Raw genomic sequence first — 24,985 nt, 5'->3', positions numbered from 1 at the left:
GCATGGTCGCGCCTCTCGGCAGGATGCTGTCAGCTGTCGCGCCCCTGGCCCGGCGGAGGCTCCTGACAACGAGTGCCCCGCCGCAAGAATCAACGTCGGCAACATGGACGTGAGACCGATCGGCCTGGGGTGATTCCGCCATCTGCCGAAACGAACGGTGCCGGATCGCGATATCTGTCATCGGTGGGCGACTCTGCGGCAGCGGATGCGACACCTGTCGAAAACGACGCCCCGATCTCGCACACAACGTTGTCGAATCACGGACATCCGACCAGCGAATGTAGCTCTAGGACACGCGAAGCAGGAGGAAGCATGAGCAAGGGATACTCGCATATCGTCATCGGCGCAGGCGCGATCGGCTCAGCTGCTGCCTACTGGCTCTCCAGGGCCGGTGCCGAGCGTGTCGTCGTCATCGAGCAGTTCGATCTCATTAACACGCTCGGATCCTCCGGCGACCACTCGCGCTTGATCCGACGGGCATACCACCGTGACGACTACACAAGGCTTACAAGCGCCATGTTCGACGCATGGGCTCATATCGAAGAACGCTCCGGTCTCCCTATCTACTTGCGAACGGGAGGCATCGACCTTGCGGCAGCCGGCAGCCCCGGAGCGGGAGAGATCGACGAGTACAAGGCCGCGATGGATGCTGCCTCGATCGAGTATGAGAACTTGACGGCCGACGAGATTCGTGAGCGGTATCCGCAATGGCGTGTCCCCGACGACACCCTCGGCGTGTACCAAGCTGACGGTGGAATCCTTGACATCCGTAAGTCGGTCTCAGCGCACACATCGCTCGCTATCGCGAACGGCGTGGAGTTCCGTCCTCACACGAGGGCAGTGTCGATCAACGTTCACGACGACGGCGTCGCCGTCACGACGATCGACGGCGAGATCCACGCCGACAACCTCGTGGTCGCCGCCGCCTCATGGCTCGGTGATCTGATGCCCGATCTCGGGCTGAACTTCCGCCTCACGCTCTCACAGGAGCAGGTGGGTTACTTCTCAGCGCCCCGGCTGACTGACTTCACGCCCGACCGCTTCCCGATCTGGATCCACCACGGCTCGGAGATCCATTACGGGTTCCCCGTCTACGGCGAGGCCGCGGTCAAGATCGCGCGCGACATGCGTGGACACTTCATCACCAGCGACGAGCGTGTCTTCCAGGGCGACAGCGAGGAGCCGCGTCTCCTCCAAGCCTTCCTCGCGAAGTATCTTCCCGGCGCTGCCGGACCGCTGCTCTCGAGCAAGACCTGTGTGTATGACATGCCTGCCGACCGCGACTTCGTCCTGGACACGGTCCCGGGTCATCCGCACGTCGCCGTCTTCAACGGCGCCGGACACGCCGGTAAATTCGCGAGCCTCGTCGGGAAGATCCTCGCCGACCTCACCACACACGGCGACACCGCTCACGACATCACGCCGTTCAGCCTGACGCGGCCAGCGATCGTCGATCCCGAGTTCGTGCCCACATTCCGCCTGGGCGCCCAGGACCACGAGGCGATCCCCGCCGCCGCCGGGTCCTGAAGGTATCGCGGCCGTGAGCTGCTCGACACTGACCGACTTCCTCACGCGCGTCGAACCACGGTTCGACCGGCACATGCCTGCGTGACCCGACTGAACCCGCGCTCATAGCCGCCCAGCGGCTCACCCCGGCATCCGAGCCGGTGAAAGGCTCCCTCACCGGGTCGGCGTCGCCGCGGGTCTCCCGGACCGCCTCGACGATCTCTCCCCGCGCAAGAAGATGAGCATCTCGGTCATCTGCCTGACCATCGCGAGAGCGCGGGTGATCAAGAATATCGCCCGACAGATCCGAAGGGAGCCGCGTCGCATACTCGACAGGAAGCCCGACCTGCGAGAGGATCTCCGCCACGCCGTCCGTACGCTCATCACGCCCGGCGATGTGCAGGACCTCGGTCAGGACACCGCCGACGGTGCGCGCGGGGTTGAGCGACGAATAGGGGTCCTGGAAGACCATCTGAACTCTCCTGCGTGCCTCTCGCCGCTCGCGGGGGCGCAGAGCGCGATACGCCGATAGGTCGAGACCTCCGAACGTGATCCGTCCCGCGTCGGCGGTGTCCGAGCCGAGCAAGATCCGGGCGATTGTGCTCTTTCCGGACCCCGTCTCACCTACGATCCCAAGCGATTCTCCGGCTCCCAGCTCGTACACCGTCGACGGCTACGAGTAGGGGGTTGCGTGGATCTCTGGTTGGGGACTCGCTTGCGGCCCTTTCCCGATCTCGCGCTGGAGGTCGTCGCGGATGTCGTCGATCCGCGCACACGCGCTGCTTCGGGCGGGTCTCATCCGGCGGAGCGGCGAGCGCGAGTGCGGCGACGGCGAGAAACGGGATAGGTGTGAAACGCTTGTGCGGGCTTAGGCGGTCGTGACCTCGCGGTGCGATTGTGACGTTGATCGCCGTGTCCTTTCGTTCATGAGCCGCTCCCTGACAGAGGCGGCGTCGCTCATTTCTCGCGCGTTAAATTCCTGTTGCTGTGTGGGTGAGTGCAAGCGTCTAGATCGGGGTCGGTTGGTCCCTCAAGGGGATCGACTTGCCGATGAACCACACTGTCGCGTGGGCCGCGCTGTGCATTTGTCACAAAGGCCCGACATGCGTGGAGACCGGTGTGGCAGGTTCGACCGTGTCACGCACCGGGCGAGACCGGGGCTTGACAACGGCACCCCGGGCGGGAACATTTCGCGAAGCTAGTATCGGGGAGTGGCCTCTTCCCTTCAACGCATTGCGGAGAGCCTTGCCGAACGGCTGGGGCGATCAGCGGCGATCGACGATGCTCGTCTTCGGTTGCTCGCACACAGTGCCCACCGGGGCGAGGTGGACAGGGTTCGCGCCGAGTCGATCCTCCGCCGGGCTGTGCCGAAAGAGGTCTTCGAGCATGTCTATACGTGTTATGACGACGCCACCGGCCTCTACATCATTACGCCACGGGAGGATCTCGGGCTGGACGACGGCAGGATCGGCCACCCCATCATGTATCAGGGCGCACTCCTGGGCTTCGTCTGGCTTCTCGCATCCGAGGGGCCCGTGGAGGGAGAGCATTACGATGCGGCGCGTGAAGCCGCCTCTGAAGCCGCGCTCATCATGCACCGCGACTACCTCCAAGCCGGACGTGTGAGCGATCATGAGCGTGAGCTTATCGAGCAGTTGTTCGACAGTGTCGGCACCAGGCGTGTCGCGGCTGCCGTCGAGATCATCGAAGAAAGACTGTTCACCCCCGCGGGCTCGCATGCCGTGCTCGTCGCCGAGATTGACCGCGCCGACGGGCGTGCAACCGAAGGTGACCAGCTTGCGCTTGCCTCCGCGCTGGCTACGATCCGGAGCAGACGGGCACCGCAGAGCTTGCTCGCCCTCGAAAGACCCAATCACGCTGTCCTGATCGCTGCAGAGCCTCTGGGGCCTTCGGGACGCGAGGACCTCGTCGGCCTGGGGATCTCCTTACGCGATGCCGTCCTCACCGCATCGGATGCAGATGGTTGCTGGGTCGCAATCGGGCGGTCGCGCACCGACCTTGCGGAGGTCACGTCCTCGTACGACGAAGCGCTGCGCGCAATCCGCATCCGCCGGAGGGTGCAATCGCTCGACCCGGTCACTCCGGTGGAGCGTCTCGGCGTCTATGAGCTGCTCGACCAGGTGCCCGAGAGCGCGCTGCGTTCGATGCTCCATCCCGGCCTGCGCGTGCTCATGGAACAGGGATCTCGTTCGGATTCGCTTGTCCAGACCCTCGAGACCTTTCTGGACAGCGCGGGCGATGTGAAGGCCGCATCCGAACGCCTCTTCGCCCACCGCACGAGCCTCTACTACCGTCTGCGTCGTATTCAGGAGCTGACAGGTCTCGATCTGTCCAACGGCGACGATCGGCTCGTCGCCCATCTCGGCCTGAAGATCGCACGACTCGTGGACCTGGAGATACCGGCTCCCTGAGCACGTGCCTACAGATGCCGCGAATACGCGTCGACGTGTCCGACCGCTTACTTCGGCGTTCGAAGCGTCCCCGGTGCGGTGCTGCTTCCTTTTGCGTTCGGAGGGAGGACAAAGATCGTACCCGAAGAATCAGGCTTTGCCGGACGCGATCCTGTCGATGCTGGCATCGATCACCGGAAACGGCAGTGCGCCGGGAGCGAGGATGTGCTCGTGGAAGTCTCTGAGGTCGAAGTCGTTGCCGAAAGCACTCTCGGCCTTGCCTCGAAGCCGCGTGAGCTCGAGATAGCCTGCGCGGTATGCGAGCGCCTGACCGGGCATGTCCGTCCCGTAGCGCAGCACCTCGCTGGCGACCTGATCATCGGAGTCGGTGGTGTTCGCCCGCATGAAGGCGGCCGCCTGGTCACGCGACCAGCCGTACAGGTTGAGCCCTGTGTCGACGACGAGTCGCTGGGCGGTGAATCGTTCGTGGACAAGTCGGCCGTAGGCGTCGAGCGGGTCCGCATACAGACCCATCTCCCACCCGAGGCCGGAGGCATACTCCGCCCAGCCTTCGTTGAACGCTCCGAGCAGGGCCTCGCGACGAATCGCCGGCAGCGCCGGATTCTCAGCCTGCCTGGCCAGATGAAAGTGATGTCCAGGGGCGAGTTCGTGGAAGATGATCGCGGCGTATGTCAGCAGCGACTTGTTCTCGAGGTCGGCACCGTTCCATCGATATCGGCCCACCGGGTCCGTGCCGTTCGGCGGCTCGTAGTATCCGTAGGTTATACCCGCCTCATAGGCGGGGTCCAGACGTGCGACGTCGTACGGCGCCACGGGCAGTACTGAGAAATAGTCGCCGATGAGCGGCTCAAGGTCGGCCATGTGCCTGCGGAAGAGTGCCTCCACCTCGGCGGGCTCGGTCGCGTGGACCCTGGAGTCGGTCGCCAGGTGGGCGTGGAACTCCTGCTCGGTGCCGTGGACACCCATGCGGCTGCGCAGCTCGGCCATCTTCTCGGCGAGCTCGGCCACCTGTTCGAGTCCCACATGATGCAATTCCTCGGGAGTGAGGTCGCTGGCGGTGTGGCTACGTACCAGCGATCGGTAGTATTCCTCGCCGCCTGGTTGGAAGCTCAGTCCGAGCTCGTCGGTGGCCGCCGCCCAGTAGTCTTCCCCCAACATATCGAGCAGGGAATCGAAGGCCGCTCCGATCTCGGCCAAAACGGGCGCGTCGCGCGCCGAGATGGGCGCCGATCCGGCGATCGTGGAGACAGCGGCGGATCGAGTCGCAGCGAGTGCGCGTCGCACACTGCCGAGGGCAGGACGCGGTACCAGGATTCCGATCTCTCGCTGACGTTCGAGCCGTGCCTGCAAGCGGCGGACTCCGTCACGATAGTCGGCGGCGAGTGAGAGGTATCCGTTGGGGGTTCCCGAGAAGTCGGCGAACGCGAACCCCAGACAGGCCGTGAACTCGTACATCTGGTACGGCGTGATGGTGAAACCGATGTCCTGGTGATCTGCTCGCTCGGTGTACAAGCCGAGTACATGCTCGAGGTACCCGTGGGTGCGTCGGTCATCTTCGTCGTTCGGTTCCGCTACGGAGAGCCCGGCGAGAATGCGGCGCGCAAGCTCGGCATCCTGCTGCCACATCGATTCGGATGCGAGGATCAGCGTGTCAACGGGAAGACCCTGGCGCGCCCTGATCGACGGATCGGCCTCGATCAGCTGTGTGTATGCACGGTCCGCGAGGGCTCGGATCTGCGTCATGCTCACGACTCCGACCGGACGTCCAGGCCGGTGGCAGTGGCGACGAATGTCAGCCAGTCGGCCTCCTTCGCGGAGCGGTCGCTGAGCCCGGCCGCTCCATGACCCTGGTCCTCATAGACCCTGAGCAGGATCGGCGCCTCTCCGCTCTGTGCCTGCTGAAGAAGGTCGACGAAGACTCGCGAGTGCCACGTGGGGCAACGAGGATCATTGGCGCCAGCGGTCACCAGGACGGCGGGATAGGACGCGGCCTCTACATTGTGTACAGGACTGATCCGACGGAGCCACTCGGCCTCTGCGGGAACTCGAGGATCCCCATACTCGTCTTTGCCGATCGCGTAGGTGAATGGGTCGTGCTCGTATCCGAGCAGGTCGAGGATCGGCACGTCGCTGGAAACTCCCGCCCACAGGTCGGGGCGTTGCACGATAGCGGCTCCTGTCAGAAGACCGCCGTTGCTCTCCCCGCGGACGGCGAGTTGCCCGGGCGTCGTCATACCGGATGCGATCAGCTCCTCGGCGACGGCGTAGAGATCATCGAAGGTCTGCTGCTTGACCTCGCGTCGCCCTTGCCGCCACCAGTCCGAGCCGTACTCGCTGTTTCCACGCAGATGCGCGAGGACGAAGACACCACCGGCCTCGACCCACGCCGTCCAGGAACCGGTGAAGGACGGCAGATTTGAGATGTTGAATCCGCCGTAGCCGTATATCAGAGTGGGCTGGGGAACGGAGACATCAAGGTCCGCGCGATGGACCACGTGCGCAGGGACGATGGCCCCGTCGCTCGAGACCGCGCTTCTCGTGGACACGACGAAGCCGTCGACCTCGATCGTCGGGGCGGTGAGAACCTCGAGACGTCGCTCGGTGACGGCATAGCGGTATACGCTCCACGACGAGTCGAACGTGGAGCGGACGAACGAGATCTCGTCGTCACCGACGATGAACATGGGCAACGAGGGGTGCGAGGCGCCGAACGCGACCGAACCGATGGCACCGGGAGCACCGAGGTCGACCTCTTCGACTACCGTGCCCGAACCGTCAAGGAGCCGAAGCTCGCACGACGCCTCTCGGAGGGATCCAAGCACAATCGTTCCACCGACGACCGCGACCTGACGAAGGACGTGGTCGGATTCGGCAAGCAGTTCGGTCCAGGTCGAGGTGTCGCCTGCGGTCGCGACGGGGATACGCACCAACCGTCCACGCGGAGCCTCGTGATCGGTGATCGCGATCAGGTCGTCGAGATCGAATGCACCGGCGAAGCTGCCGGGAAGACCGAGCAGAAAAGGATGAAGTGCACCGTCCCGAATGATCCAGTCCATTCGCTGCTCGGTGTTGCCTGTACGAAGCGCCACGTGCTCGCCGTCCGCCGACACGACGACGGTCGCGTCCACGGTGTCGGGCGGCGTGAGGATCGGTGCGGTGAGTTCGGTGCCGAGAAGGTGCCGATGGAGCGGGACGCGGTACTCCCCGTCGATCACCGCGCGCGTCGTGCACCAGAACCCGGATGAGTCCGGTAACCACGTCAGGTTGGCGACGTTCCATGGGATTCGATCCGGCAGAGACTCGCCGGTCTCCACGTCGATGAGCAAGAGCTCGAAGACCTCAGCCCCCGCCTCCATGACGGTGCAGGCGAGCGTCGAACCGTCGGGCGACGGCACCACAGCCAGGACGGTGACCTGCTTGCCGCGCTCGACGCTCAGCGCATTCGGATCGACCAGCACGCGTGGCTCGCCGGAAGGACGGTCTCGCACAGCAACAACCGGTTCCTGGTCGGCAGTGTTCAACACGACCTGCTGGAACCAGCGGCCGCCTCTGCCCACGACCGGCGCCTGGCGGGTGTCGGTCAGCAATGCGGCGATGCGGCGTTGCATATCGTCGCGACCGTACAGTGTGCTCAAGTACTCCGCCGCGGCTGCGTTGGCGTTCTCCTGCCAAGCGATGGTCTCTGGGAATTCGTCGTCACGAAGGTCCATAGCTCCCATGGGATCACGCGTGCGATGCCGTTGCGCCAGACATCCGTCGAAATCCCCACTCTCCGGTTGGCACGATTGTCGACCCTCATCCAGGTCGCGACGACGGGCCCCGTCCCCGGCGGCGCACCCCGATCTCCCCGTACGCGCCGATCGGCGTGCGCGGCCGCCCGCCTCTCACCACTCGCTCCCGTCAGCGCATGTGGCGTCGTCGGCGGCTTCCGGCCGGGACAGCCATGCGTCGACCTCGCGGGCACGGACTTTCAGGTGCCGCCCGACGCGGAACGCGCGCGGACCGCGGCCCTGGCTGCGCAGGTCGTACAGCGTCTGCACCGGCACGCCCAGCCGCGCCGCAAGCTCTGCGAGCGACAGCACCGGCTCCAGGCCGTCCAGCGGCGGGGTCTCGTCCGTCATGCACGAGAGGTGCCCAGACACTCCCCCGCCGACTCGATCCGCGCCGAGAGCCATCCCGGCCTCCTCGATGCGGTGCGACGAAGTGTCGAATAAATGTCGAACGGCCATTCCGTCCTCCCGGTTCGGGATGGCGGAATGACCGTCTGATCAGGTGTTTATCGTGGACCTGAGGGGACTCGAACCCCTGACCCCCTGCATGCCATGCAGGTGCGCTACCAGCTGCGCCACAGGCCCTCACCGCACCCCTCGCGGGGCAACCCCCCTAGCGTACAACATCCGGCGGCGCTGCTCGAAACCGGTGCCGAACGCCGCGCGTGTCGGTACCGTGGGACGCGATCTGGACGGAGATTCCCATGGTCCGACTCGGCAACATCACGTTCTACGCGGACGATCCGCGCCGCCTGTCGCACTTCTGGGCCGACGTGTTCGGATACCCGCGGCTCGAGTGGGAGGGCGACCTGCGCGAACAGCAGATGGCGGCGGGGCTGACCGACGAGGACCTTGCCCGGCGTGGGCTCGCGGAGGATCCGGAGGGACAGGGACCGCGCCTGTACTTCCACCACGCGGTCGCACCGAAGAAGGGGCGTAACCGCATCCATCTCGATATCAACGCCACCCCGGGACGACGTCCGTCGCGCGAGGAGCTCGATGCCGAACGCGACCGCCTCGTCGCCCTCGGCGCCACCGTCGTACGCCTGGTCGACCAGACCTGGGGCGCCTGGCCCGAGATCTATTACCAGATGCAGGATCCCGAGGGGAACGAATTCTGTCTGCAGTGACCGATCAGTCGGTCGTCGCGCGCTCGGGCAGCTCGATCGGCACCGTCGGGCAGTCCTTCCAGAGGCGCTCGAGGCCGTAGAAGACCCGCTCTTCCTCGTGGAAGACATGCACGACGAGATCGCCGAAGTCGAGCAGGATCCATCGCGACTCCTGCCGCCCCTCGCGGCGCAGACGCTTCACTCCCGACAGGAGCAGCTGCTCCTCGATCTCGTCGGCGATCGCGGCGACGTTGCGCTCGTTGCGACCGGTGACGAGCAGGAAGATGTCGACGAGCGGAAGGGGCTCCGACACGTCGAGAGCGACGAGGTCTTCGCCGCCCTTGGAATCCGCCGCGCGCGCGGCGATCTGCAGTGCGTCGATACCCGCTGATGAGGCCGTCATGAGAAAACTCCTGTCGCCACGGCGAGGATGAGCACTCCCACGAGGGCGAGCGCGAGGGCCCCGGCGGTGATCGCCAGGGTGAGCATGAGCCGGCTGCCCTTCTCGGGCGCCGGGGGGCGGATGATCTCATCCGCGGTACGAACCGTGCTGATCGCGGCGCTCGCGGCGATCGGGGTCGGCGACGACGACGCAGGAAGCTCGCCGTCGACGAGGACCGCATCCGCCTCCTTGCCATCCGTCGTGCCTGCCGCGTGACCGCGGGAGCCGAGGCCCTCGGGCAGCTCGAACGTGCCGGTGATGAGAACCTCGCCCGTCGCCGTGATCGGCGACGTCAACGAGCCTCCTGTGGGCGTCTGCGAGAGGATCAGCGCATTCGGGGTGAGCACCGATCCCGTCGACGCGCTCTCACGCGTGAGCAGATGATCGAACGACGGCGGCGGTTCCACCTGCGGTGCACGACCGTCGAGGAGGGCGGAGCCCAGCTGCGGCGACACGGTCGTCGCCGCCTCGTCGTCATCGGCGTCGCCGAGCGCCGCTTCCGCCGCGATCAGAGGCGTGTGGTGCGCCGGATGCTCATCGTCCGCCGGCGCGAAGAGCGACGCCAGGCCCTCGTGCTTCGTCGACTCCACCGAGACATCGGGCTCGGCCGCAGCAGCCGGCGGCGTCGCGCGTACCGGCGCATCCGGGCTGATGACGGGGATCGACGCGGTGCGGATGCGCTCCTGCTCACGCGCCTGCCGACGGGTGAGAGCGGACACGCCGAGGTCGACGCTCGCATCCGGCTGCGGCGCGGGCGGGACGGCAGACCGCGCCGCGACGTGCGGAAGCGGCGTCGGCACGGGCCGGGGCGCCGCAGGTTCCGGCTCGGCCGTCGCCTCCGTTTCTGAGGGGACGATCGGTGTGGATCCGGTGTTGCGGATCTCGCGCAGCTGACGCCGGGTCAACGGCGGATTGCTGGGCTGGTCGGGGTTGCTCATGCCTTGCTCCGGTAGAGGTGGTGCTTCGCAATGTACTGGACGACGCCATCGGGGACGAGATACCACACCGGTTGCCCGTTGCGGACCCGGTTTCGACAGTCCGTGGAGGAGATCGCCAGGGCGGGGATCTCGAGCAGACTGACATCGTCATCCGGCAGGCCGGCCGCCGTCAGCGGGTGCCCGGGACGGGATACGGCGACGAAGTGGGCGAGGTCCCACAACTCATCATGGTCCCTCCAGCTGAGAATCTGCGCCACGGCGTCCGCTCCGGTGATGAAGAAGAGGTCCGCATCCGGACGCTGCGCCTTCAGATCGCGCAGCGTGTCGATCGTGTAGGTGGGACCGGACCGGTCCATGTCCACACGGCTGACGGAGAAGTCGGGGTTCGAGGCCGTGGCGATCACCGCCATCAGATAGCGGTCCTCGCTCGGCGACACCGCCGACTTCTGCCAGGGCTGGCCCGTGGGGACGAAGATGACCTCGTCGAGGTCGAACGACGCCGCCACCTCACTGGCGGCGACCAGGTGGCCGTGATGGATGGGGTCGAACGTTCCGCCCATCACACCGATGCGCGGAGCGCGACCCGCGGTCATCGGGGAGACCGTCAGTGGCCGTGTCCGTGACCGGTGGACTGAAGGTCGGCCGCGTGCTTCTTCGCGTATGCCTCCGCCTTGTGCGCGTGACGGTTGGCCACGTTGCGGTAGGACAGCGTGACGAGGCCTAGGGCCGAGAAGACCACGAAGGCGACGACGCCGTAGCCGAAGGTCTCGAGCGCGACGTTGCCGTGATGCTCGGCCTCCTCGGCAACGAGGGCGAGGGTCGTGGCAAGGATCATCGGGTCTCCGTTCGAATCAGCGGTGCGCATCCGCGTCCGCCCAGTCTAGCCGCTCAGCCCCGCACCTGACCGGCACCGCGCACGACCCACTTGCTGCTCGTGAGCTCCCGCAGCCCCATCGGCCCACGGGCATGCAGCTTCTGAGTGGAGATGCCCACCTCGGCACCGAAACCGAACTCGCCTCCGTCAGTGAAGCGGGTGGAGGCGTTGGCCATGACGACCGCCGAGTCGACCTCCGCGAGGAAGCGATCGATCGCCGCGTCGTCGTCGGCGATGATGGACTCGGTGTGCTGCGTCGAGTAGGTGCGGATGTGGTCGAGTGCCGCATCCAGATCGTCGACGACCCGCATCGCGATGTCGAGACTGAGGTACTCCGTCGCCCAGTCGGTCTCGTCCGCCGGCACGACGTCGCGCGCCAGCTGCGCCACCGTCTCGTCGCCGTGGACGGTGACGCCGGCGGCCTGCAACGCCTCGACGACGGGTGCCACGATGCGATTCGCGGCGGCGGCGTGCACGAGCACCGTCTCGGCCGCGTTGCAGACACTGGGGCGCTGAGCCTTCGCATTCACGACGATGTCGCGGGCGCGATCGAGCGGCGCGCTCTCATCGAGGTAGACGTGCACGACGCCTGCGCCGGTCTCGATGACCGGAACGCTCGAGGAGGTGACGACGGTCTCGATCAGCTGAGCGCTTCCCCGCGGCACGAGCACGTCCACGATGCCGCGCGCCTGCATGAGCTCCTTCGCACCCTCGCGGCCGAACTCGTCGAGCGTCTGGACGGCCTCCGGGCTCACGCCCTCGGCAGCCAGTGCACCGCGCATCGCGCGCACGAGCGCCGCATTGCTGAGCTCCGCCGCGGTGCCCCCGCGGAGCACGACGGCGTTGCCGGAGCGCAACGCCAGCGCGGCGATGTCGACCGTCACGTTCGGGCGTGCCTCGTAGATCGATCCCACGAGCCCGAAGGGCACCGCGATCTTCGTCAGCTGCAGACCGTTCTCGAGTATGCGTTCCTCGAGCACCCGTCCGACCGGATCCGGCAGCGCCGCGACGTCGCGCACGGCGGCGGCCAGCGCCGCGACACGGCCGACGTCGAGCGTCAGGCGATCCTGCAGCGCCACGGACAGCCCCGATGCACGACCGCGGGCAAGGTCTTCCCCGTTGGCGGCGACGATGTCGTCCGCGGCTGCCTCGATCGCGTCGGCGAGGGCTCTCAGCACCCGGCTCTTGCGGCCGTCGTCCAGCAGCGCGATCTGCCGTGCCGCGTCCTTGGCCAGCAGCATCCGCTCACGGGCCGTCGTCGTCGCGATCGTCATCGCGTCAGTCTACCGACGGGTGCTACCGACGGGTGAGGACCGGACCCGTCCCAGGCTGGTCGACCGGATCGGGGTTCGGCGCGAACCACGTGCCCACCTGTTGCCCGGCCAGGGCCTCGGACACCAGATCGGCGCTGGTCACCAGCACACCGACCCCGGATGCGGCCGCCACGCGTGCAGCGGAGACCTTGGTCGCCGCTCCCCCGGTGCCGACGCTGTTGACGACGACCGAGCCGAACTCATACCCCGCCAGGTCGTCGCCGTAGACGACCTCCTCGATCGGGCGCGCCCCAGGCTCGTCCGGCGGCCGCGTGTAGAGGCAGGCGATGTCGCTGAGCAGCACCAGCGCATCCGCGCCCACGAGCTGCGCGACCAGCGCCGCGAGACGGTCGTTGTCGCCGAATCGGATCTCGTGGGTGGCCACCGTGTCGTTCTCGTTGACGATCGGGAGGATGCGCAGCCCGAGCAGCCGCTCCATGGCACGCCGGGCGTTCGAGCGGTGGGTGGCGTTCTCGAGATCGCCCGCTGTGAGCAGCACCTGGCCCGCGACGATGCGGAACGGGCGCAGGGCCTCCTGGTAGCGGTAGACCAGGATGTTCTGGCCGACGGCCGCGGCCGCCTGCTGCGTCGCCAGGTCGTTGGGCCGGCTGTCGAGAGCCAGGAACGGCATGCCCGTCGCGATCGCACCGGATGAGACGAGGACGACCTCGACCCCGCGTCCGTGCGCCGACGCGAGGGCCTCGACGAGCGACTGGATCTTGCCTGCGTGCTCACCGCTGATCGATGACGAGCCGACCTTGACGACGACACGGCGTGCACGCGGCAGGTCCGCGCGCACCCGCGCCGTCACTCGCTCTCCTTGCGGATGCGCTCCGCATCCAGCTCGGCGCGGGCGGCGGCCTTCGCGTCCATCCGCTCGTGGTAGCGCTCACGGCGCTGAGACGTCGTACGGCGGCTGTTCAGGTCGAGCCGGGGGTCGGTGCCGCGCGGAGCGGTCATGAGCTCCGCCGCCGAGCTCAGCGACGGATGCCAGTCGAAGACGATCCCGTCGCCCTTGCCGATCACGACGGTGGCGCCCGGCACCGCGCCTGCGCGGAACAGCTCCACCTCGACGCCGAGCCGATCGAGTCGGTCCGCGAGGAAGCCGACGGCCTCCTCGTTCTGGAAGTCGGTCTGCTGCACCCACCGCACCGGCTTCTCGCCGAGGATCCGGTAGACGTTGCCATAGGTGCCGCCCTCGACGCGCACCGAGAACTCCTTCTCGGAGCCGCGCGGACGGATGACGATGCGCTCCGGGGCAGGTGCGTTCGCCGACTCGACACGGTGCTGCTCGACGATCTCGCCGAGCGCGAACGAGAGCTCGCGCAGGCCGGCCCGGCTGACGGTGGAGATCTCGAACACGCGATAGCCGCGTGCTTCGAGATCGGGGCGCACGAGATCGGCGAGGTCCTTCGCCTCCGTCACGTCGACCTTGTTGAGCGCGATCACCTGGGGACGCTCGAGCAGGGGGAGCTGCCCTTCGGGAACCGGGTACGCGGCGAGCTCTCCGAGGATCACGTCGAGATCGGAGAGCGGGTCACGGCCGGGCTCGAGAGTCGCGCAGTCCAGCACATGCACCAGCGCCGTGCAGCGCTCGACATGCCGGAGGAACTCCAGGCCCAGCCCCTTGCCGTCGCTCGCCCCCTCGATGAGGCCGGGAACATCGGCAATTGTGAAGCGGGTGTCGCCGGCCTGCACGACGCCGAGGTTCGGATGCAGCGTGGTGAACGGGTAGTCGGCGATCTTGGGGCGCGCGGCCGACACAGCCGCGATCAGGCTCGACTTTCCGGCCGAGGGGAAGCCGACCAGCGCGATGTCGGCGACCGTCTTCAGCTCGAGGAGGACATCGCCCTCCCAGCCGGGAGTGCCGAGGAGCGCGAAACCGGGCGCCTTGCGCTTCGGCGAGGCGAGTGCCGCGTTGCCGAGCCCACCGCGTCCGCCGGGAGCGACGACGAACCGCAGACCGGGCTCGATCATGTCGGTGAGCACCGTGCCGTCGACGTCCTTGACGACGGTGCCGACCGGCACGGGGAGCTCCAGGGACTCCCCGGCGGCGCCGGAGCGGTTGTCGCCCATGCCGAACCCGCCGTTGCCGGCGTGCCGGTGCGGAGAGTGGTGGTACGACAGCAGCGTCGTGACCTGCGGGTCGGACACGAGCACGACGTCGCCGCCGTTCCCGCCGTTGCCGCCGTCGGGTCCCGCGAGGGGCTTGAACTTCTCGCGTCGCACGGACACGCATCCGTTCCCGCCCTTGCCCGCGGACAGGTGCAGCGTCACTCGATCGACGAAGGTGACCATTCGCTCCTGCTTTCCCTGGGGATGACACGAGGGGCGGGCCGAAGCCCGCCCCTCGCAGACGTATACGTCGGTGCTGCGCTACTCCGCAGCAGCAGCGGCGACGATGTTGACGACCTTGCGGCCGCCCTTCGCGCCGAACTGGACGGCACCCGCGGACAGCGCGAAGAGCGTGTCGTCCCCGCCGCGGCCGACGTTGACGCCGGGGTGGAAGTGCGTGCCGCGCTGGCGGACGATGATCTCGCCGGCGCTGACGACCTGGCCGCCGAAACGCTTCACGCCCAGGCGCTGGGCGTTGGAGTCACGGCCGTTGCGAGTGGAGCTTGCGCCCTTTTTGTGTGCCATCTCTTCGTCTCTTCCTGGGGTGCTTACTTGATGCCGGTGACCTTGACGCGCGTCAGGTCCTGACGGTGGCCCTGGCGCTTCTTGTAGCCGGTCTTGTTCTTGAACTTCTGGATCACGATCTTCGGGCCGCGCTCCTCGCCGAGGACCTCGGCGGTGACGGTCACCTTCGCGAGCTTCGTCGCGTCCGTCGTGACGGCGTCGCCGTCGACGAGCAGGACCGCGGGAAGCTCGAGCGTCTCGCCGATCTTCGCCTTCTGACGGTCCAGGACGACGATCGTGCCGACCTCGACCTTCTCCTGTCGGCCACCGGCGCGCACAACTGCGTAAACCACTTCACACCTATTTCGTCTGGGAGCGTATGGCTCCGGTTGTCTGGAGAGCCTCCGCCTCGTGGAGGCGGAGAAGTCCTGATGCGGTATCGGCTCGCACGCTGCGCGGCCGCGCGCCCGGCGAAGGCGACGCACCAAAGGAATACTTTACCCGATCTTCGCCGGAGGGCGCAAAGCACGACGCGCGCGTGTCGCGGCCGGCCGCATCCGGAACCATAGGATCGACGCGTGACGATCCTGATCGACGACCCGCGGTGGCCGGCTCACGGCCGACTCTGGTCACACCTGGTCAGCGACTCGGACCTGGCGGAGCTCCACGCGTTCGCCGCGGCCAACGGCATCCCCCGCCGAGGGTTCGACCTGGATCACTACGACGTTCCCGACGAGTCGCACGCACGGCTGGTCGCCGCGGGCGCGCTACCGGTCGACGGGCACACGCTCGTCCGTGCCCTGCTGGCCTCGGGCCTGCGTGTCACCGCCCGCGAACGTCGCGGACGGTGACACGACCTCAGTCCTCGTCGGCGACGTGGGCGACCGGGGTGCCCGTGAGGGCGGCCGTGGTCACCCGGCGCCGGGCGCGCCCCTGACCGGGCGCCTTCGGCTCAGGAAGGGCGCTCAGCACGGAGTCGAGCAGCAGGTCCGTCTCGGTCTTCGGCTTGCTGTCGTGACGCGGCTTCTTCCGCTTCGGTCGCGAGCGCTCCTCCGCCTGCTCGACGACCTCGACGTTCGGGGCGACCCTGGGCTGCTCGACCGCGACCTCGACCTCGTCCGCCGTGCCGTGGATCGTGGACGCCGCGATCTGAGCGAGCGCGGATTTCACGCCCTCGGTGATCACGTGCGTGCCGCCTGTCGGTCCGGCCGGCGCCTGCTGCGGGCGCCCGCCACCGCCACGACGACCTCCGCCGTTGCTCCCGTTGCCGCCGCCCGCGTTGCCGCTGGGGCGATGCTTGACGACCGGATCGTGGTGCACGATGACACCGCGGCCGGCGCAGACCTCGCACGCCTCGCTGAAGGTCTCGAGCAGTCCGAGACCGATCTTCTTGCGCGTCATCTGCACGAGTCCGAGCGAGGTGACCTCGGCGACCTGATGCTTCGTGCGGTCGCGACTGAGGCACTCGACCAGACGGCGCAGCACGAGATCGCGGTTGGTCTCGAGGACCATGTCGATGAAGTCGACGACGATGATGCCGCCGATGTCGCGCAGCCGCAGCTGGCGCACGATCTCCTCAGCCGCCTCCAGGTTGTTCTTGGTGACGGTCTCCTCGAGGTTGCCCCCGGAGCCGACGAACTTGCCCGTGTTGACGTCGACGACCGTCATCGCCTCGGTGCGATCGATCACGAGCGAGCCCCCCGAGGGCAGCCACACCTTGCGGTCCAGCGCCTTCTCGATCTGCTCGGTGACCCGGAGGTCGTCGAACGGATCCCCGTCGCTCTCGTAGCGCTCCACCCGCTCGAGCAGGTCGGGGGCGACGCCCGCGAGGTAGCTCTCGATGGTGTGCTGCGCGTCCTCGCCCTGGATCAGCATCCGGGTGAAGTCCTCGTTGAACACGTCGCGGACGATCTTCACCAGGAGATCGGGCTCGGAGTGCAGCATCGCCGGCGCCTGCCCGGTCTTGATCTGCTGGCTGATGTGCTCCCACTGGGCCGTGAGCCGCTGCACGTCGATCGTCAGCTGGTCCTCTGTCGCGCCCTCCGCCGCCGTGCGGACGATCACGCCCGACGACTCCGGCAGCACCTCCTTGAGGATGCGCTTGAGACGCGCGCGCTCCGTGTCGGGGAGCTTCCGCGAGATGCCGTTCATCGACCCTCCCGGCACATACACGAGGTAGCGCCCCGGAAGCGAGATCTGGCTCGTGAGACGCGCGCCCTTGTGCCCGACCGGATCCTTGGTGACCTGCACGAGAACCCGGTCGCCGCTCTTGAGCGCCAGCTCGATGCGACGGGGCTGGTTGCCGGTCTCGACGGCATCCCAGTCGACCTCGCCCGAGTACAGCACCGCATTGCGTCCGCGACCGATGTCGACGAACGCCGCCTCCATACTGGGCAGGACGTTCTGCACGCGGCCGAGGTAGACGTTGCCGATGAGCGATGCGTCCTGATTGCGGGCGACGTAGTGCTCGACGAGGACGTTGTCCTCGAGCACGGCGATCTGGATGCGTCCGTTCTTCGAGCGGACGATCATCACGCGGTCGACCGCCTCGCGACGGGCGAGGAACTCCGCCTCGGTCACCACCGGTCGACGACGTCCGGCGTCACGACCGTCACGACGACGCTGTTTCTTCGCCTCGAGGCGGGTGGACCCCTTGATGCGCTGCGGCTCGGTGATGACCTCGACCGCGCGCTGGCGCGACGGGCGTGCCGGCTCCGGTGCGTCCGTGTCCTCCGAGCGCTCCGCTCCCCCGCGACGACGTCCCCGGCGCCGGGCATTGCCCGAGGCCGGTGCGTCGTCCTCGTCCGCGGGTTCCGGCAACGCCGGAAGCGGCACGAAGGGCGGCGCATAGAAGTGCAGGGCGGTCGAGACGGCCGACACGAACGTCTCCGGCAGCAGCCCCAGTGCGACGGCGGTCACCGGTCCGTCCCCAGACTCGGACGGGGCCTCGGCCTCGGGCTGAGCTTCGGGCTCGGCGGCCTCAGGCTCGGGTACGGCCACGGCGAGTGCCGCCGGCTCCGTCGGCGACACCGGGTCGGTCACGGCGTCGGCGGCGAGCGGCGGCGCGGCGTCCGCATCCGCCTCGACGGGCTCCCCGACCTCCCCCGCGCCGGCCGCAGCCTCATCGGGAACCGCGGAAGCGGGCTCGCCGGAGGATCCTGAGATCTCGGCCGGCGCGTCCGCGTCCGGCGAGGCCGGCTCGGACTCCGTCGGCGCGTCGTTCGACGCGGAGACGTCCGCGGACGGCGTCTCGGGCGTCAGCGCGTCGCCCAGGTCGTCGCGATTGCTCTGCTGATCTGCATCGTCCGCCATCACCGGCATACTCCCCACCGGACGACACCGCGCGTCGCCCGGCGAAATCTCGTGTGGCGCCGCACCTGCGGTGCCACGAACTCACTCGGTCTGCAGCCGGCCCTCGGCTCGGGCTGCGGGGCGTTCATCGCCCGAAGTCTGCGTCGATGCCCGCGTGGCGCGGCCGCGCGGTGCATCAGGAGTCATTATCGCACCTCGCGGACGATTCCGTGCGATCCGGTGTCACCGATGCGTGTCTCCCGGCGAACGGACGGGTCGCGGACATCGCCGAGTGCCATAATCCCTGCATGTCCCACGCGCCGGTCCCCGCGCGCCCCACGGTCCTCGCGGTCTGGCTCGTCGTCGCCGGCTCGATCGGATGGTGGGCCGCATTCTCGCTCACGATGGAGCGTTTCTATCTGCTGCTGGACCCGACGGCGACCGCGTCGTGCGACTTCAGCGTGCTCGTCCAGTGCACCGCGAATCTCGAGTCGGCTCAGGGCAGCGTGTTCGGCTTCCCGAATCCGATCCTCGGCCTCACCGGATGGGTGGCGCCGATCGTCGTCGGCGTGGCGATCCTGGCCGGAGCGCGGTTCGCCCGCTGGTTCTGGTGGCTGTTCTGGGCCGGCTTGGCGTTCGCCTTCGGCTTCGTCTGCTGGCTGATCGGTCAGAGCATCTTCGTGCTGAGCACGCTGTGCCCCTGGTGCATGGTCACCTGGGTCGTCACCATCCCGACCTTCTACGCCGTCAGCGTGCACCTGCTCCGCACGGGGCTCGTCCCGGCCGGCCCGCGCGTCCAGCGGGCGGCCGGTGCGCTCATGGCCTGGGTGCCGCTCGTCGCCATCCTCAGCTTCGCGGTCGTCGCCGTGATCGCCGAGGTTCGTCTCGACGTCCTCGCCTCGCTCTTCTGACGCCACCTCGGCCGTCGCTCCAGCCACGGAGCGGCAGAGCGACGACTACCTCTGCCCCGCGGACTCAGGCGCAGCGCGATTCGGGCTCAGGCGAACCAGATGCCGAGCTCGCGTGCGGCGGACTCGGGGCTGTCGCTGCCGTGCACCAGGTTCTGCTGGACCTTCAGGCCCCAGTCGCGACCGAAGTCGCCGCGGATCGTGCCGGGAGCCGCGGTCGTGGGCTCGGTGGTCCCCGCGAGCGAGCGGAACCCCTCGATGACACGGTTGCCCGCGAGGCGGATCGCCACCGACGGACCCGACAGCATGAACTCCAGGAGCGGCTCGTAGAACGGCTTGCCCTCGTGCTCGGCGTAGTGCTGCTCGAGTCGACCGCGGTCGGGCTCGACGAGCCGGATGTCGACGAGGGCATACCCCTTCGCCTCGATCCGGGCGAGGATGGCGCCGGTCAGGCCGCGCGCGACGCCGTCGGGCTTGACGAGGACGAGGGTTTCTTCGGTGGCCATGGTGGGATCAGTCTCCGTTCGAGAGGGTTTCCTGAGCGGCCAGTCGCGCATTGCGTCGATCGAGCGCCGCCCCCTTGATCGTCGCATACGCCCACATCCCCCCGAAAATGAGCGCGACGATGAGGATCGCCGGCACGAGGAACGCGGCGAGGGCGAGGACGACCTGCATGACCCAGCCGACGACGATGCCCCACCGCCACCGCACGACACCGCTCGCCAGCACCATGAGCAACGCGAACACCGCGCCGGCGACGATGCCCCACCACGGGGCGAGCCCGAACGGCAGCGCGTTCAGCCCGTAGACGACGAGCCCCGCCAGAAAGACGATGACGGACTCGAAGACCAGCACGATCTGCGCCAGCGACTCCTGCGCTCCGCGACGGCGGCGCACCCGCGCCTCGGCCGCGCTCACTCCGACCACCCGTCCTTCCAGGACTCCGCCGCGGCCAGCGCGATCGCCTCACCCGCGAGCACGACCGATCCCGCCACGACGACGGCACGGCGCTCGGATGCCGCTGCCCATTCCCGGGCCGCCTCCGCCGCCGACGGCAGGTCGTCGTGCACCGTCACGCGCAGCCCCGCCTCTTCGGCGAGGTCTGCGATCGCATCGGCGTCGTTAGCACGCTCGGAGTCCGGCGCGGTCGCGAACACGTGGGTCGCGATCGGCTGCAGCTGCGCGACGATGCCGCGCGCGTCCTTGTCGCCGAGCACGCCGAGCACGACGCCCCACTCGTCGAAGTCGAAGGAGCTGCGAAGGGCCTCCACGAGGGCGACGGTGCCGTGCGGGTTGTGTGCGGCGTCCACGATCACGGTCGGATGCGCGCCCACCAGCTGCAGCCGGCCGGGCGAGGTCGTCTGCGCGAACGCGTCAGTGAGCACGTCGCCGACGAGCGCCTGCGACGCACCGCCGATGAGCGACTCGACGGCGGCGACCGCGAGCGCCGCGTTGCGCCCCTGGTGCACGCCATACAGCGGCAGGTAGAGCTCCGCGTACTCCCCCGCGAGCCCCTGGATGTCCACGAGCTGCCCCCCGACGGCGAGGCGCGCGGCGGTGAGGCCGAAGTCCTCACCCTCGAACGCGATCGTCGCCCCCACGCGTTCGGCCCGCGCACGCAGCACCGCCTCGGCCTCGGGGGTCTGCGCGGCCGAGACGACCGCCGCATCCGGCTTGATGATCCCTGCCTTGACCGTCGCGATCTCGGCGATGGTGCCGCCGAGGCGGTCGGCGTGGTCGAGGCCGATGGGCGCGATCACGGCCACGTCGCCGTCGACGGTGTTCGTGGAGTCCCAGGAGCCGCCCATGCCGACCTCGACGACCGCCACGTCGACCGGTGCGTCCGCGAACGCGACGAACGCGAGCACGGTGAGGAGCTCGAAAAAGGTCAGCGGGGCGTCTCCCGCCGCGACGAGCTCGGCGTCGACGAGGTCGACGAACGGCTCGATCTCGTCCCAGGCGTCGGCCACCGCGTCGTCGGCGATAGGCTCGCCGTCGATCGTTATCCGTTCGGTGAACCGCTCGAGATGGGGACTCGTGAAGAGCCCGGTCCGCAGGCCGTACGAGCGCAGCAGGCTCTCGACGATGCGGCTCGTCGACGTCTTGCCGTTCGTGCCCGTGACGTGCACGACGCGGTAGGTGCGCTGTGGGTCGGCGAGCAGCTCCAGCACGCGGCGGGTGCGCTCCACCCGCGGCTGCACCCACTGCTCGCCCTGGCGTGTCAGCAGCGCGGCGTACACCGCGTCGGCTCTCTCCCGAGCGCTCATTTCGAATCTCCCGTTCGCGCCACCGACACCGTGAAGGCGCCTCGGTTGACATACGTGCCCGCCTCGACGACCGCCTCGTACTCGGTCGCATGGGCGCCGAGCCCAGCGGACGACTCCAGAAGGGTCGCGCCGCGCACGCCCACGACATAGGCCACGGAGAGCGTCTCGCCGGCGACGTCGGCCGCGTCGAAGCCGGCGATCAGCGCTTCGCCGTCCGCCGCGTCGTCGAACAGCAGCTGCAGATGGATGCGGTCGCTGACGTCGAAGCCGGCGGCCTTTCGGGTGTCCTGCACCGCGCGGATGACGTCGCGCGCGAGTCCCTCCGCCTCGAGCTCGGGCGTGGTGCGCGTGTCGAGCAGCACGAAGCCGCCGCCCACGAGCACCGCCAGGGCCTCGCCCTCGGGCCGGCCGCTCGTCTCGAGCGCGAGCTCGTACTCGGGCGCCTCGAGGACGATCCCGCCGGCGATGACACGGCCGTCGGTCTCGGCCCAGTCGCCGGCCTTCGCCGCCTTGATGACCTGCTGCACCTGCTTGCCGAGGCGCGGTCCCGCGGCCCGCGCGTTGACCGTCAGCCGGTGGGTGATCCCGTACTCCGCGGCCGTGTCGGCGCGGAGGTCGACCAGCTCGACCGCCTTCACGTTCAGCTCCTCCCGGAGGACGCCGTCGAACTGCGCGAGAGCACCCGCATCCGGCACCACGACCGTCAGCAGCGGCAGCGGCAGACGCACACGCCTGCCCTCGCGCTTGCGCAGCGCGTTCGCGACCGACGACACCTCGCGCACGGCGTCCATCGCCGCACGGATGTCGGTCGCATCCGGGAAGGCGGCCGCATCCGGCCAGTCCTCGAGGTGCACGCTGCGTCCCCCGGTCAGCCCCTGCCACACCCGCTCCGCCACGAGGGGGATGAGGGGCGCGGCGACGCGCGTCAGCGTCTCCAGCACCGTGTAGAGGGTGTCGAATGCCTCGGTGCTGCACGGGTCGTCCGAGACTCCCTGCCAGAACCGGTCGCGCGACCGGCGGATGTACCAGTTGGTCAGCACCTCGGCGAAGTCGCGCAGCCGCGCGGCCGCGGTCGTCGAGTCGAGGGCCTCCAGGTCGGCGGCGACCTCGCGCACGAGCTCGCCGGTGAGCGTCAGGATGTAGCGGTCGAGCACATCCGTGGAGTCGGTGCGCCAGCGCGCCTCGTACCCGCCGGACGCGTCGTCCCGCTGCGCTCGCTCGGCGACCGGCAGCGCCGCGTTCGCGTACGTGGCGAAGAAGTACCAGGTGTTCCACAGCGGCAGCAGGAACTCGCGCACCCCCGCCCGGATGCCCTCCTCGGTGACCACGAGGTTGCCCCCGCGCAGCACCGAGCTCGACATCAGGAACCAGCGCATGGCGTCGGAGCCGTCCCGGTCGAACACCTCGCTCACGTCCGGGTAGTTGCGCAGCGACTTCGACATCTTCTGGCCGTCGCTGCCGAGCACGATGCCGTGGCACGAGACGCCCGTGAAGGCCGGGCGGTCGAACAGTGCGCCCGAGAGCACGTGCATGACGTAGAACCAGCCGCGGGTCTGACCGATGTACTCGACGATGAAGTCGGCGGGAGCGTGCGTGTCGAACCACTCACGGTTCTCGAACGGGTAGTGCACCTGCGCGTACGGCATCGAGCCGGAGTCGAACCAGACGTCGAAGACATCCTCGATCCGGCGCATGGTCGACGCCCCCGTCGGGTCGTCCGGGTTGGGGCGCGTGAGGTCGTCGATGAACGGGCGATGCAGGTCGACGTCGCCCTCGGGATCGCGCGGGAGACGCCCGAAGTCCCGCTCGAGGTCCTCCAGCGAGCCGTACACGTCGGTCCTCGGGTACGCCGGGTCATCGCTCTTCCACACCGGTATCGGCGAGCCCCAGTACCGGTTGCGGCTGATCGACCAGTCGCGTGCGCCCTCGACCCACTTGCCGAACTGGCCGTGCTTGACGTTCTCTGGCGCCCAGGTGATCTGCTCGTTGAGGTCGATCAGGCGGTCCTTGACGTCGGTGACCCGCACGAACCAGCTGGAGACGGCCTTGTAGATGAGCGGGTTCCGGCAGCGCCAGCAGTGCGGGTACGAGTGCTCGTAGCTCGCCTCGCGCAGCAGCCGCCCGGCCTGGCGCAGCAGCCGGATGAGCGGGCGGTTGGCGTCGAGCCACAGCTCCCCCGCGACGTCCGTCACCTGCGGCAGGAAACGGCCGCCGTCGTCGACGCTCACGATCGTGGGCAGGCCCGCGGCGTCCGCGATCCGCTTGTCGTCCTCGCCGTAGGCGGGCGCCTGGTGCACGATGCCGGTGCCGTCGGTGGTCGTGACGTAGTCGTCGACGAGGATGTGCCACGCGTCCTGCGTGCCCCATGCCTCGGCGTCCGCGTAGTAGTCGAAGAGCCGGTCGTAGGCGACGCCGCCGAGCTCGGCTCCGGTGATCGTCTGCTGCACGGCCTCGCTCGCCGCATCCGCCGACTCGTAGCCGAGATCCTTCGCGTAGCCGCCCAGCAGGTCCTCGGCGATCAGGTAGCGGTGCGCCGCAGCCTCGAGCCGGTCGTCGGACCCGCCGTCCGGGGCATGGTGCACGTCGGCGGCACCCGCCGGACCCGCGGGGAGCACGACGTACCGGATGCCGGGACCGACCGCGAGCGCGAGGTTCGTGGGCAGCGTCCACGGCGTCGTCGTCCAGGCCAGGGCCCGTACGCCGGTCAGCCCCAGCGCCTCGGCCTTCGCGCCGACGAGCGGGAATGTGACCGTGACCGACGGGTCCTGCCGCATCTTGTAGACGTCGTCGTCCATGCGCAGCTCATGGCTCGACAGCGGCGTCTCGTCACGCCAGCAGTACGGCAGCACGCGGTAGCCCTCGTAGGCGAGGCCCTTGTCCCAGAGCGTCTTGAACGCCCACAGCACGGACTCCATGTAGCCGGTGTCGAGCGTCTTGTAGCCCCGCTCGAAGTCGACCCAGCGCGCCTGACGGGTGACGTAGTCCTCCCACTCGTGCGTGTACTCGAGCACCGAGGCGCGCGCCTTGGCGTTGAACGTCGCGACGCCCATGCGCTCGATCTCGTCCTTCTCCGTGATCCCGAGCTGCTTCATCGCCTCGAGCTCGGCGGGCAGGCCGTGGGTGTCCCAGCCGAAGACACGGTCGACCTTCTTGCCGCGCATCGTCTGGAAGCGCGGGAAGAGGTCCTTCGCGTAGCCGGTGAGCAGATGCCCGTAGTGCGGCAGCCCGTTCGCGAACGGCGGGCCGTCGTAGAAGACCCACTCCTCGGCGCCCTCGCGCTGCGCGATCGACGCACGGAAGGTGTCGTCATCCCGCCAGAAGTCGAGCACCTCCCGCTCGATGTCGGGGAACCGGGGGCTCGGGGTGACCGGGGCCACAATCCCGGGCGGTGCAACGCTACCGTCGGGAGACGGCGCGGTGGCGCCGGCAGCGCCGAACGAGCTGCCGGCGGCGGAGGTTCGGGGGTAGGTCATCGTCATCTCGCAGGGAAGTCGAACGCGGTCTGCCGGGACGATC

At 68.5% G+C, this 24,985-nt stretch carries 23 protein-coding genes and 1 tRNA gene; 5 read left to right on the top strand and 19 right to left on the bottom strand.

Annotated features, from left to right (window positions below; all coding sequences use genetic code 11):
* Positions 1 to 183 precede the first annotated feature (183 nt).
* Complete coding sequence (gene solA, locus GVL03_RS05755) at positions 184 to 1,527, top strand: N-methyl-L-tryptophan oxidase (RefSeq protein ID WP_159500033.1); 1,344 nt, start codon at positions 184 to 186, stop codon at positions 1,525 to 1,527.
* Here solA and GVL03_RS22710 read toward each other — a convergent pair.
* A complete protein-coding gene (locus GVL03_RS22710) occupies positions 1,427 to 2,170 on the bottom strand; it encodes an ATP-binding cassette domain-containing protein (RefSeq protein WP_159500032.1) in 744 nt (247 codons plus the stop codon). The two genes, solA and GVL03_RS22710, sit on opposite strands and share 101 nt — an antisense overlap.
* A gap of 547 nt (positions 2,171 to 2,717) precedes the next feature.
* Here GVL03_RS22710 and GVL03_RS05745 point away from each other — a divergent pair.
* Positions 2,718 to 3,938: a CdaR family transcriptional regulator gene (locus GVL03_RS05745; protein ID WP_159500031.1), complete on the top strand. Its 1,221-nt coding sequence runs from the start codon at positions 2,718 to 2,720 to the stop codon at positions 3,936 to 3,938.
* 129 nt (positions 3,939 to 4,067) lie between these two features.
* Here GVL03_RS05745 and GVL03_RS05740 read toward each other — a convergent pair whose 3' ends face one another.
* From GVL03_RS05740 to GVL03_RS05725, 4 genes are all read right to left on the bottom strand, one after another.
* On the bottom strand, positions 4,068 to 5,681 hold the full coding sequence (locus GVL03_RS05740) for a DUF885 family protein (RefSeq protein WP_235038035.1): 1,614 nt from the start codon (positions 5,679 to 5,681) through the stop codon (positions 4,068 to 4,070).
* 2 nt (positions 5,682 to 5,683) lie between these two features.
* Positions 5,684 to 7,648, bottom strand: coding sequence for a prolyl oligopeptidase family serine peptidase (locus GVL03_RS05735; RefSeq protein ID WP_159500029.1), 1,965 nt, complete (start codon positions 7,646 to 7,648; stop codon positions 5,684 to 5,686).
* Between the two features lie 174 nt (positions 7,649 to 7,822).
* The gene (locus tag GVL03_RS05730) at positions 7,823 to 8,059 is read right to left on the bottom strand and encodes an AlpA family transcriptional regulator (protein ID WP_159500028.1); all 237 of its coding nucleotides are present in this window, start codon (positions 8,057 to 8,059) and stop codon (positions 7,823 to 7,825) included.
* 161 nt (positions 8,060 to 8,220) lie between these two features.
* A tRNA-Ala gene (locus GVL03_RS05725) sits at positions 8,221 to 8,293 on the bottom strand.
* Positions 8,294 to 8,412: 119 nt separating this feature from the next.
* Here GVL03_RS05725 and GVL03_RS05720 point away from each other — a divergent pair.
* Positions 8,413 to 8,838 (top strand): VOC family protein, encoded by a 426-nt coding sequence (locus GVL03_RS05720; RefSeq protein WP_159500027.1) that lies wholly within the window; start codon positions 8,413 to 8,415, stop codon positions 8,836 to 8,838.
* A 4-nt stretch (positions 8,839 to 8,842) separates the two neighbouring features.
* Here the strand turns inward: GVL03_RS05720 and rsfS are convergent, their stop codons facing one another.
* The 9 genes from rsfS to rplU all read right to left on the bottom strand — a co-directional run bounded on the left by rsfS (position 8,843) and on the right by rplU (position 15,356).
* Positions 8,843 to 9,220 carry a ribosome silencing factor gene (rsfS, locus tag GVL03_RS05715; protein WP_159500026.1) on the bottom strand — a complete coding sequence of 126 codons (378 nt, stop codon included), beginning with the start codon at positions 9,218 to 9,220 and terminating at the stop codon, positions 8,843 to 8,845.
* Positions 9,217 to 10,197, bottom strand: coding sequence for a hypothetical protein (locus GVL03_RS05710; protein ID WP_159500025.1), 981 nt, complete (start codon positions 10,195 to 10,197; stop codon positions 9,217 to 9,219). Before GVL03_RS05710 ends, rsfS begins: the two co-directional genes overlap by 4 nt.
* Entirely contained in the window at positions 10,194 to 10,790 is a 597-nt protein-coding gene (gene nadD, locus GVL03_RS05705; protein ID WP_159500024.1) for a nicotinate-nucleotide adenylyltransferase, read from the bottom strand. Before nadD ends, GVL03_RS05710 begins: the two co-directional genes overlap by 4 nt.
* Before the next feature lie 11 nt (positions 10,791 to 10,801).
* Positions 10,802 to 11,032, bottom strand: coding sequence for a hypothetical protein (locus tag GVL03_RS05700; RefSeq protein ID WP_159500023.1), 231 nt, complete (start codon positions 11,030 to 11,032; stop codon positions 10,802 to 10,804).
* A 53-nt stretch (positions 11,033 to 11,085) separates the two neighbouring features.
* Positions 11,086 to 12,345, bottom strand: coding sequence for a glutamate-5-semialdehyde dehydrogenase (locus tag GVL03_RS05695; protein ID WP_159500022.1), 1,260 nt, complete (start codon positions 12,343 to 12,345; stop codon positions 11,086 to 11,088).
* 22 nt (positions 12,346 to 12,367) lie between these two features.
* Positions 12,368 to 13,195: a glutamate 5-kinase gene (gene proB, locus GVL03_RS05690; protein ID WP_159500021.1), complete on the bottom strand. Its 828-nt coding sequence runs from the start codon at positions 13,193 to 13,195 to the stop codon at positions 12,368 to 12,370.
* Positions 13,192 to 14,682 (bottom strand): GTPase ObgE, encoded by a 1,491-nt coding sequence (obgE, locus tag GVL03_RS05685; protein ID WP_159500020.1) that lies wholly within the window; start codon positions 14,680 to 14,682, stop codon positions 13,192 to 13,194. Before obgE ends, proB begins: the two co-directional genes overlap by 4 nt.
* 78 nt (positions 14,683 to 14,760) lie before the next feature.
* Positions 14,761 to 15,024, bottom strand: coding sequence for a 50S ribosomal protein L27 (rpmA, locus tag GVL03_RS05680; RefSeq protein WP_159500019.1), 264 nt, complete (start codon positions 15,022 to 15,024; stop codon positions 14,761 to 14,763).
* Positions 15,025 to 15,047: 23 nt separating this feature from the next.
* A complete protein-coding gene (rplU, locus tag GVL03_RS05675; protein WP_159500018.1) occupies positions 15,048 to 15,356 on the bottom strand; it encodes a 50S ribosomal protein L21 in 309 nt (102 codons plus the stop codon).
* A 225-nt stretch (positions 15,357 to 15,581) separates the two neighbouring features.
* Here rplU and GVL03_RS05670 point away from each other — a divergent pair, with 225 nt between their 5' ends.
* Positions 15,582 to 15,854, top strand: coding sequence for a DUF4031 domain-containing protein (locus tag GVL03_RS05670; protein WP_159500017.1), 273 nt, complete (start codon positions 15,582 to 15,584; stop codon positions 15,852 to 15,854).
* A gap of 7 nt (positions 15,855 to 15,861) precedes the next feature.
* Here GVL03_RS05670 and GVL03_RS05665 read toward each other — a convergent pair whose 3' ends face one another.
* Entirely contained in the window at positions 15,862 to 18,315 is a 2,454-nt protein-coding gene (locus GVL03_RS05665; RefSeq protein ID WP_159500016.1) for an Rne/Rng family ribonuclease, read from the bottom strand.
* Between the two features lie 287 nt (positions 18,316 to 18,602).
* Here GVL03_RS05665 and GVL03_RS05660 point away from each other — a divergent pair, with 287 nt between their 5' ends.
* Positions 18,603 to 19,205, top strand: coding sequence for a vitamin K epoxide reductase family protein (locus tag GVL03_RS05660; RefSeq protein WP_159500015.1), 603 nt, complete (start codon positions 18,603 to 18,605; stop codon positions 19,203 to 19,205).
* Positions 19,206 to 19,291: 86 nt separating this feature from the next.
* Here the strand turns inward: GVL03_RS05660 and ndk are convergent, their stop codons facing one another.
* The 4 genes from ndk to ileS are packed head-to-tail and all read right to left on the bottom strand — an operon-like array spanning position 19,292 to position 24,942.
* Positions 19,292 to 19,708, bottom strand: a complete 417-nt coding sequence (gene ndk, locus GVL03_RS05655; RefSeq protein WP_159500014.1) for a nucleoside-diphosphate kinase — start codon at positions 19,706 to 19,708, stop codon at positions 19,292 to 19,294.
* Positions 19,709 to 19,715: 7 nt separating this feature from the next.
* Complete coding sequence (locus GVL03_RS05650; RefSeq protein ID WP_235038034.1) at positions 19,716 to 20,120, bottom strand: DUF4233 domain-containing protein; 405 nt, start codon at positions 20,118 to 20,120, stop codon at positions 19,716 to 19,718.
* Positions 20,117 to 21,469, bottom strand: a complete 1,353-nt coding sequence (locus GVL03_RS05645) for a folylpolyglutamate synthase/dihydrofolate synthase family protein (protein WP_159500013.1) — start codon at positions 21,467 to 21,469, stop codon at positions 20,117 to 20,119. The genes GVL03_RS05650 and GVL03_RS05645 overlap by 4 nt, the downstream gene beginning before the upstream one ends.
* Positions 21,466 to 24,942 carry an isoleucine--tRNA ligase gene (gene ileS, locus GVL03_RS05640; protein ID WP_159500012.1) on the bottom strand — a complete coding sequence of 1,159 codons (3,477 nt, stop codon included), beginning with the start codon at positions 24,940 to 24,942 and terminating at the stop codon, positions 21,466 to 21,468. The genes GVL03_RS05645 and ileS overlap by 4 nt, the downstream gene beginning before the upstream one ends.
* Positions 24,943 to 24,985: the final 43 nt, after the last annotated feature.

This window comes from Microbacterium sp. 18062 (genome assembly GCF_902706225.1).
Classification (GTDB): Bacteria; Actinomycetota; Actinomycetes; order Actinomycetales; family Microbacteriaceae; genus Microbacterium.
The sequence above is the reverse complement of the archived record's forward strand: the minus strand, read 5'-3'. Positions and strand labels throughout refer to the sequence as shown.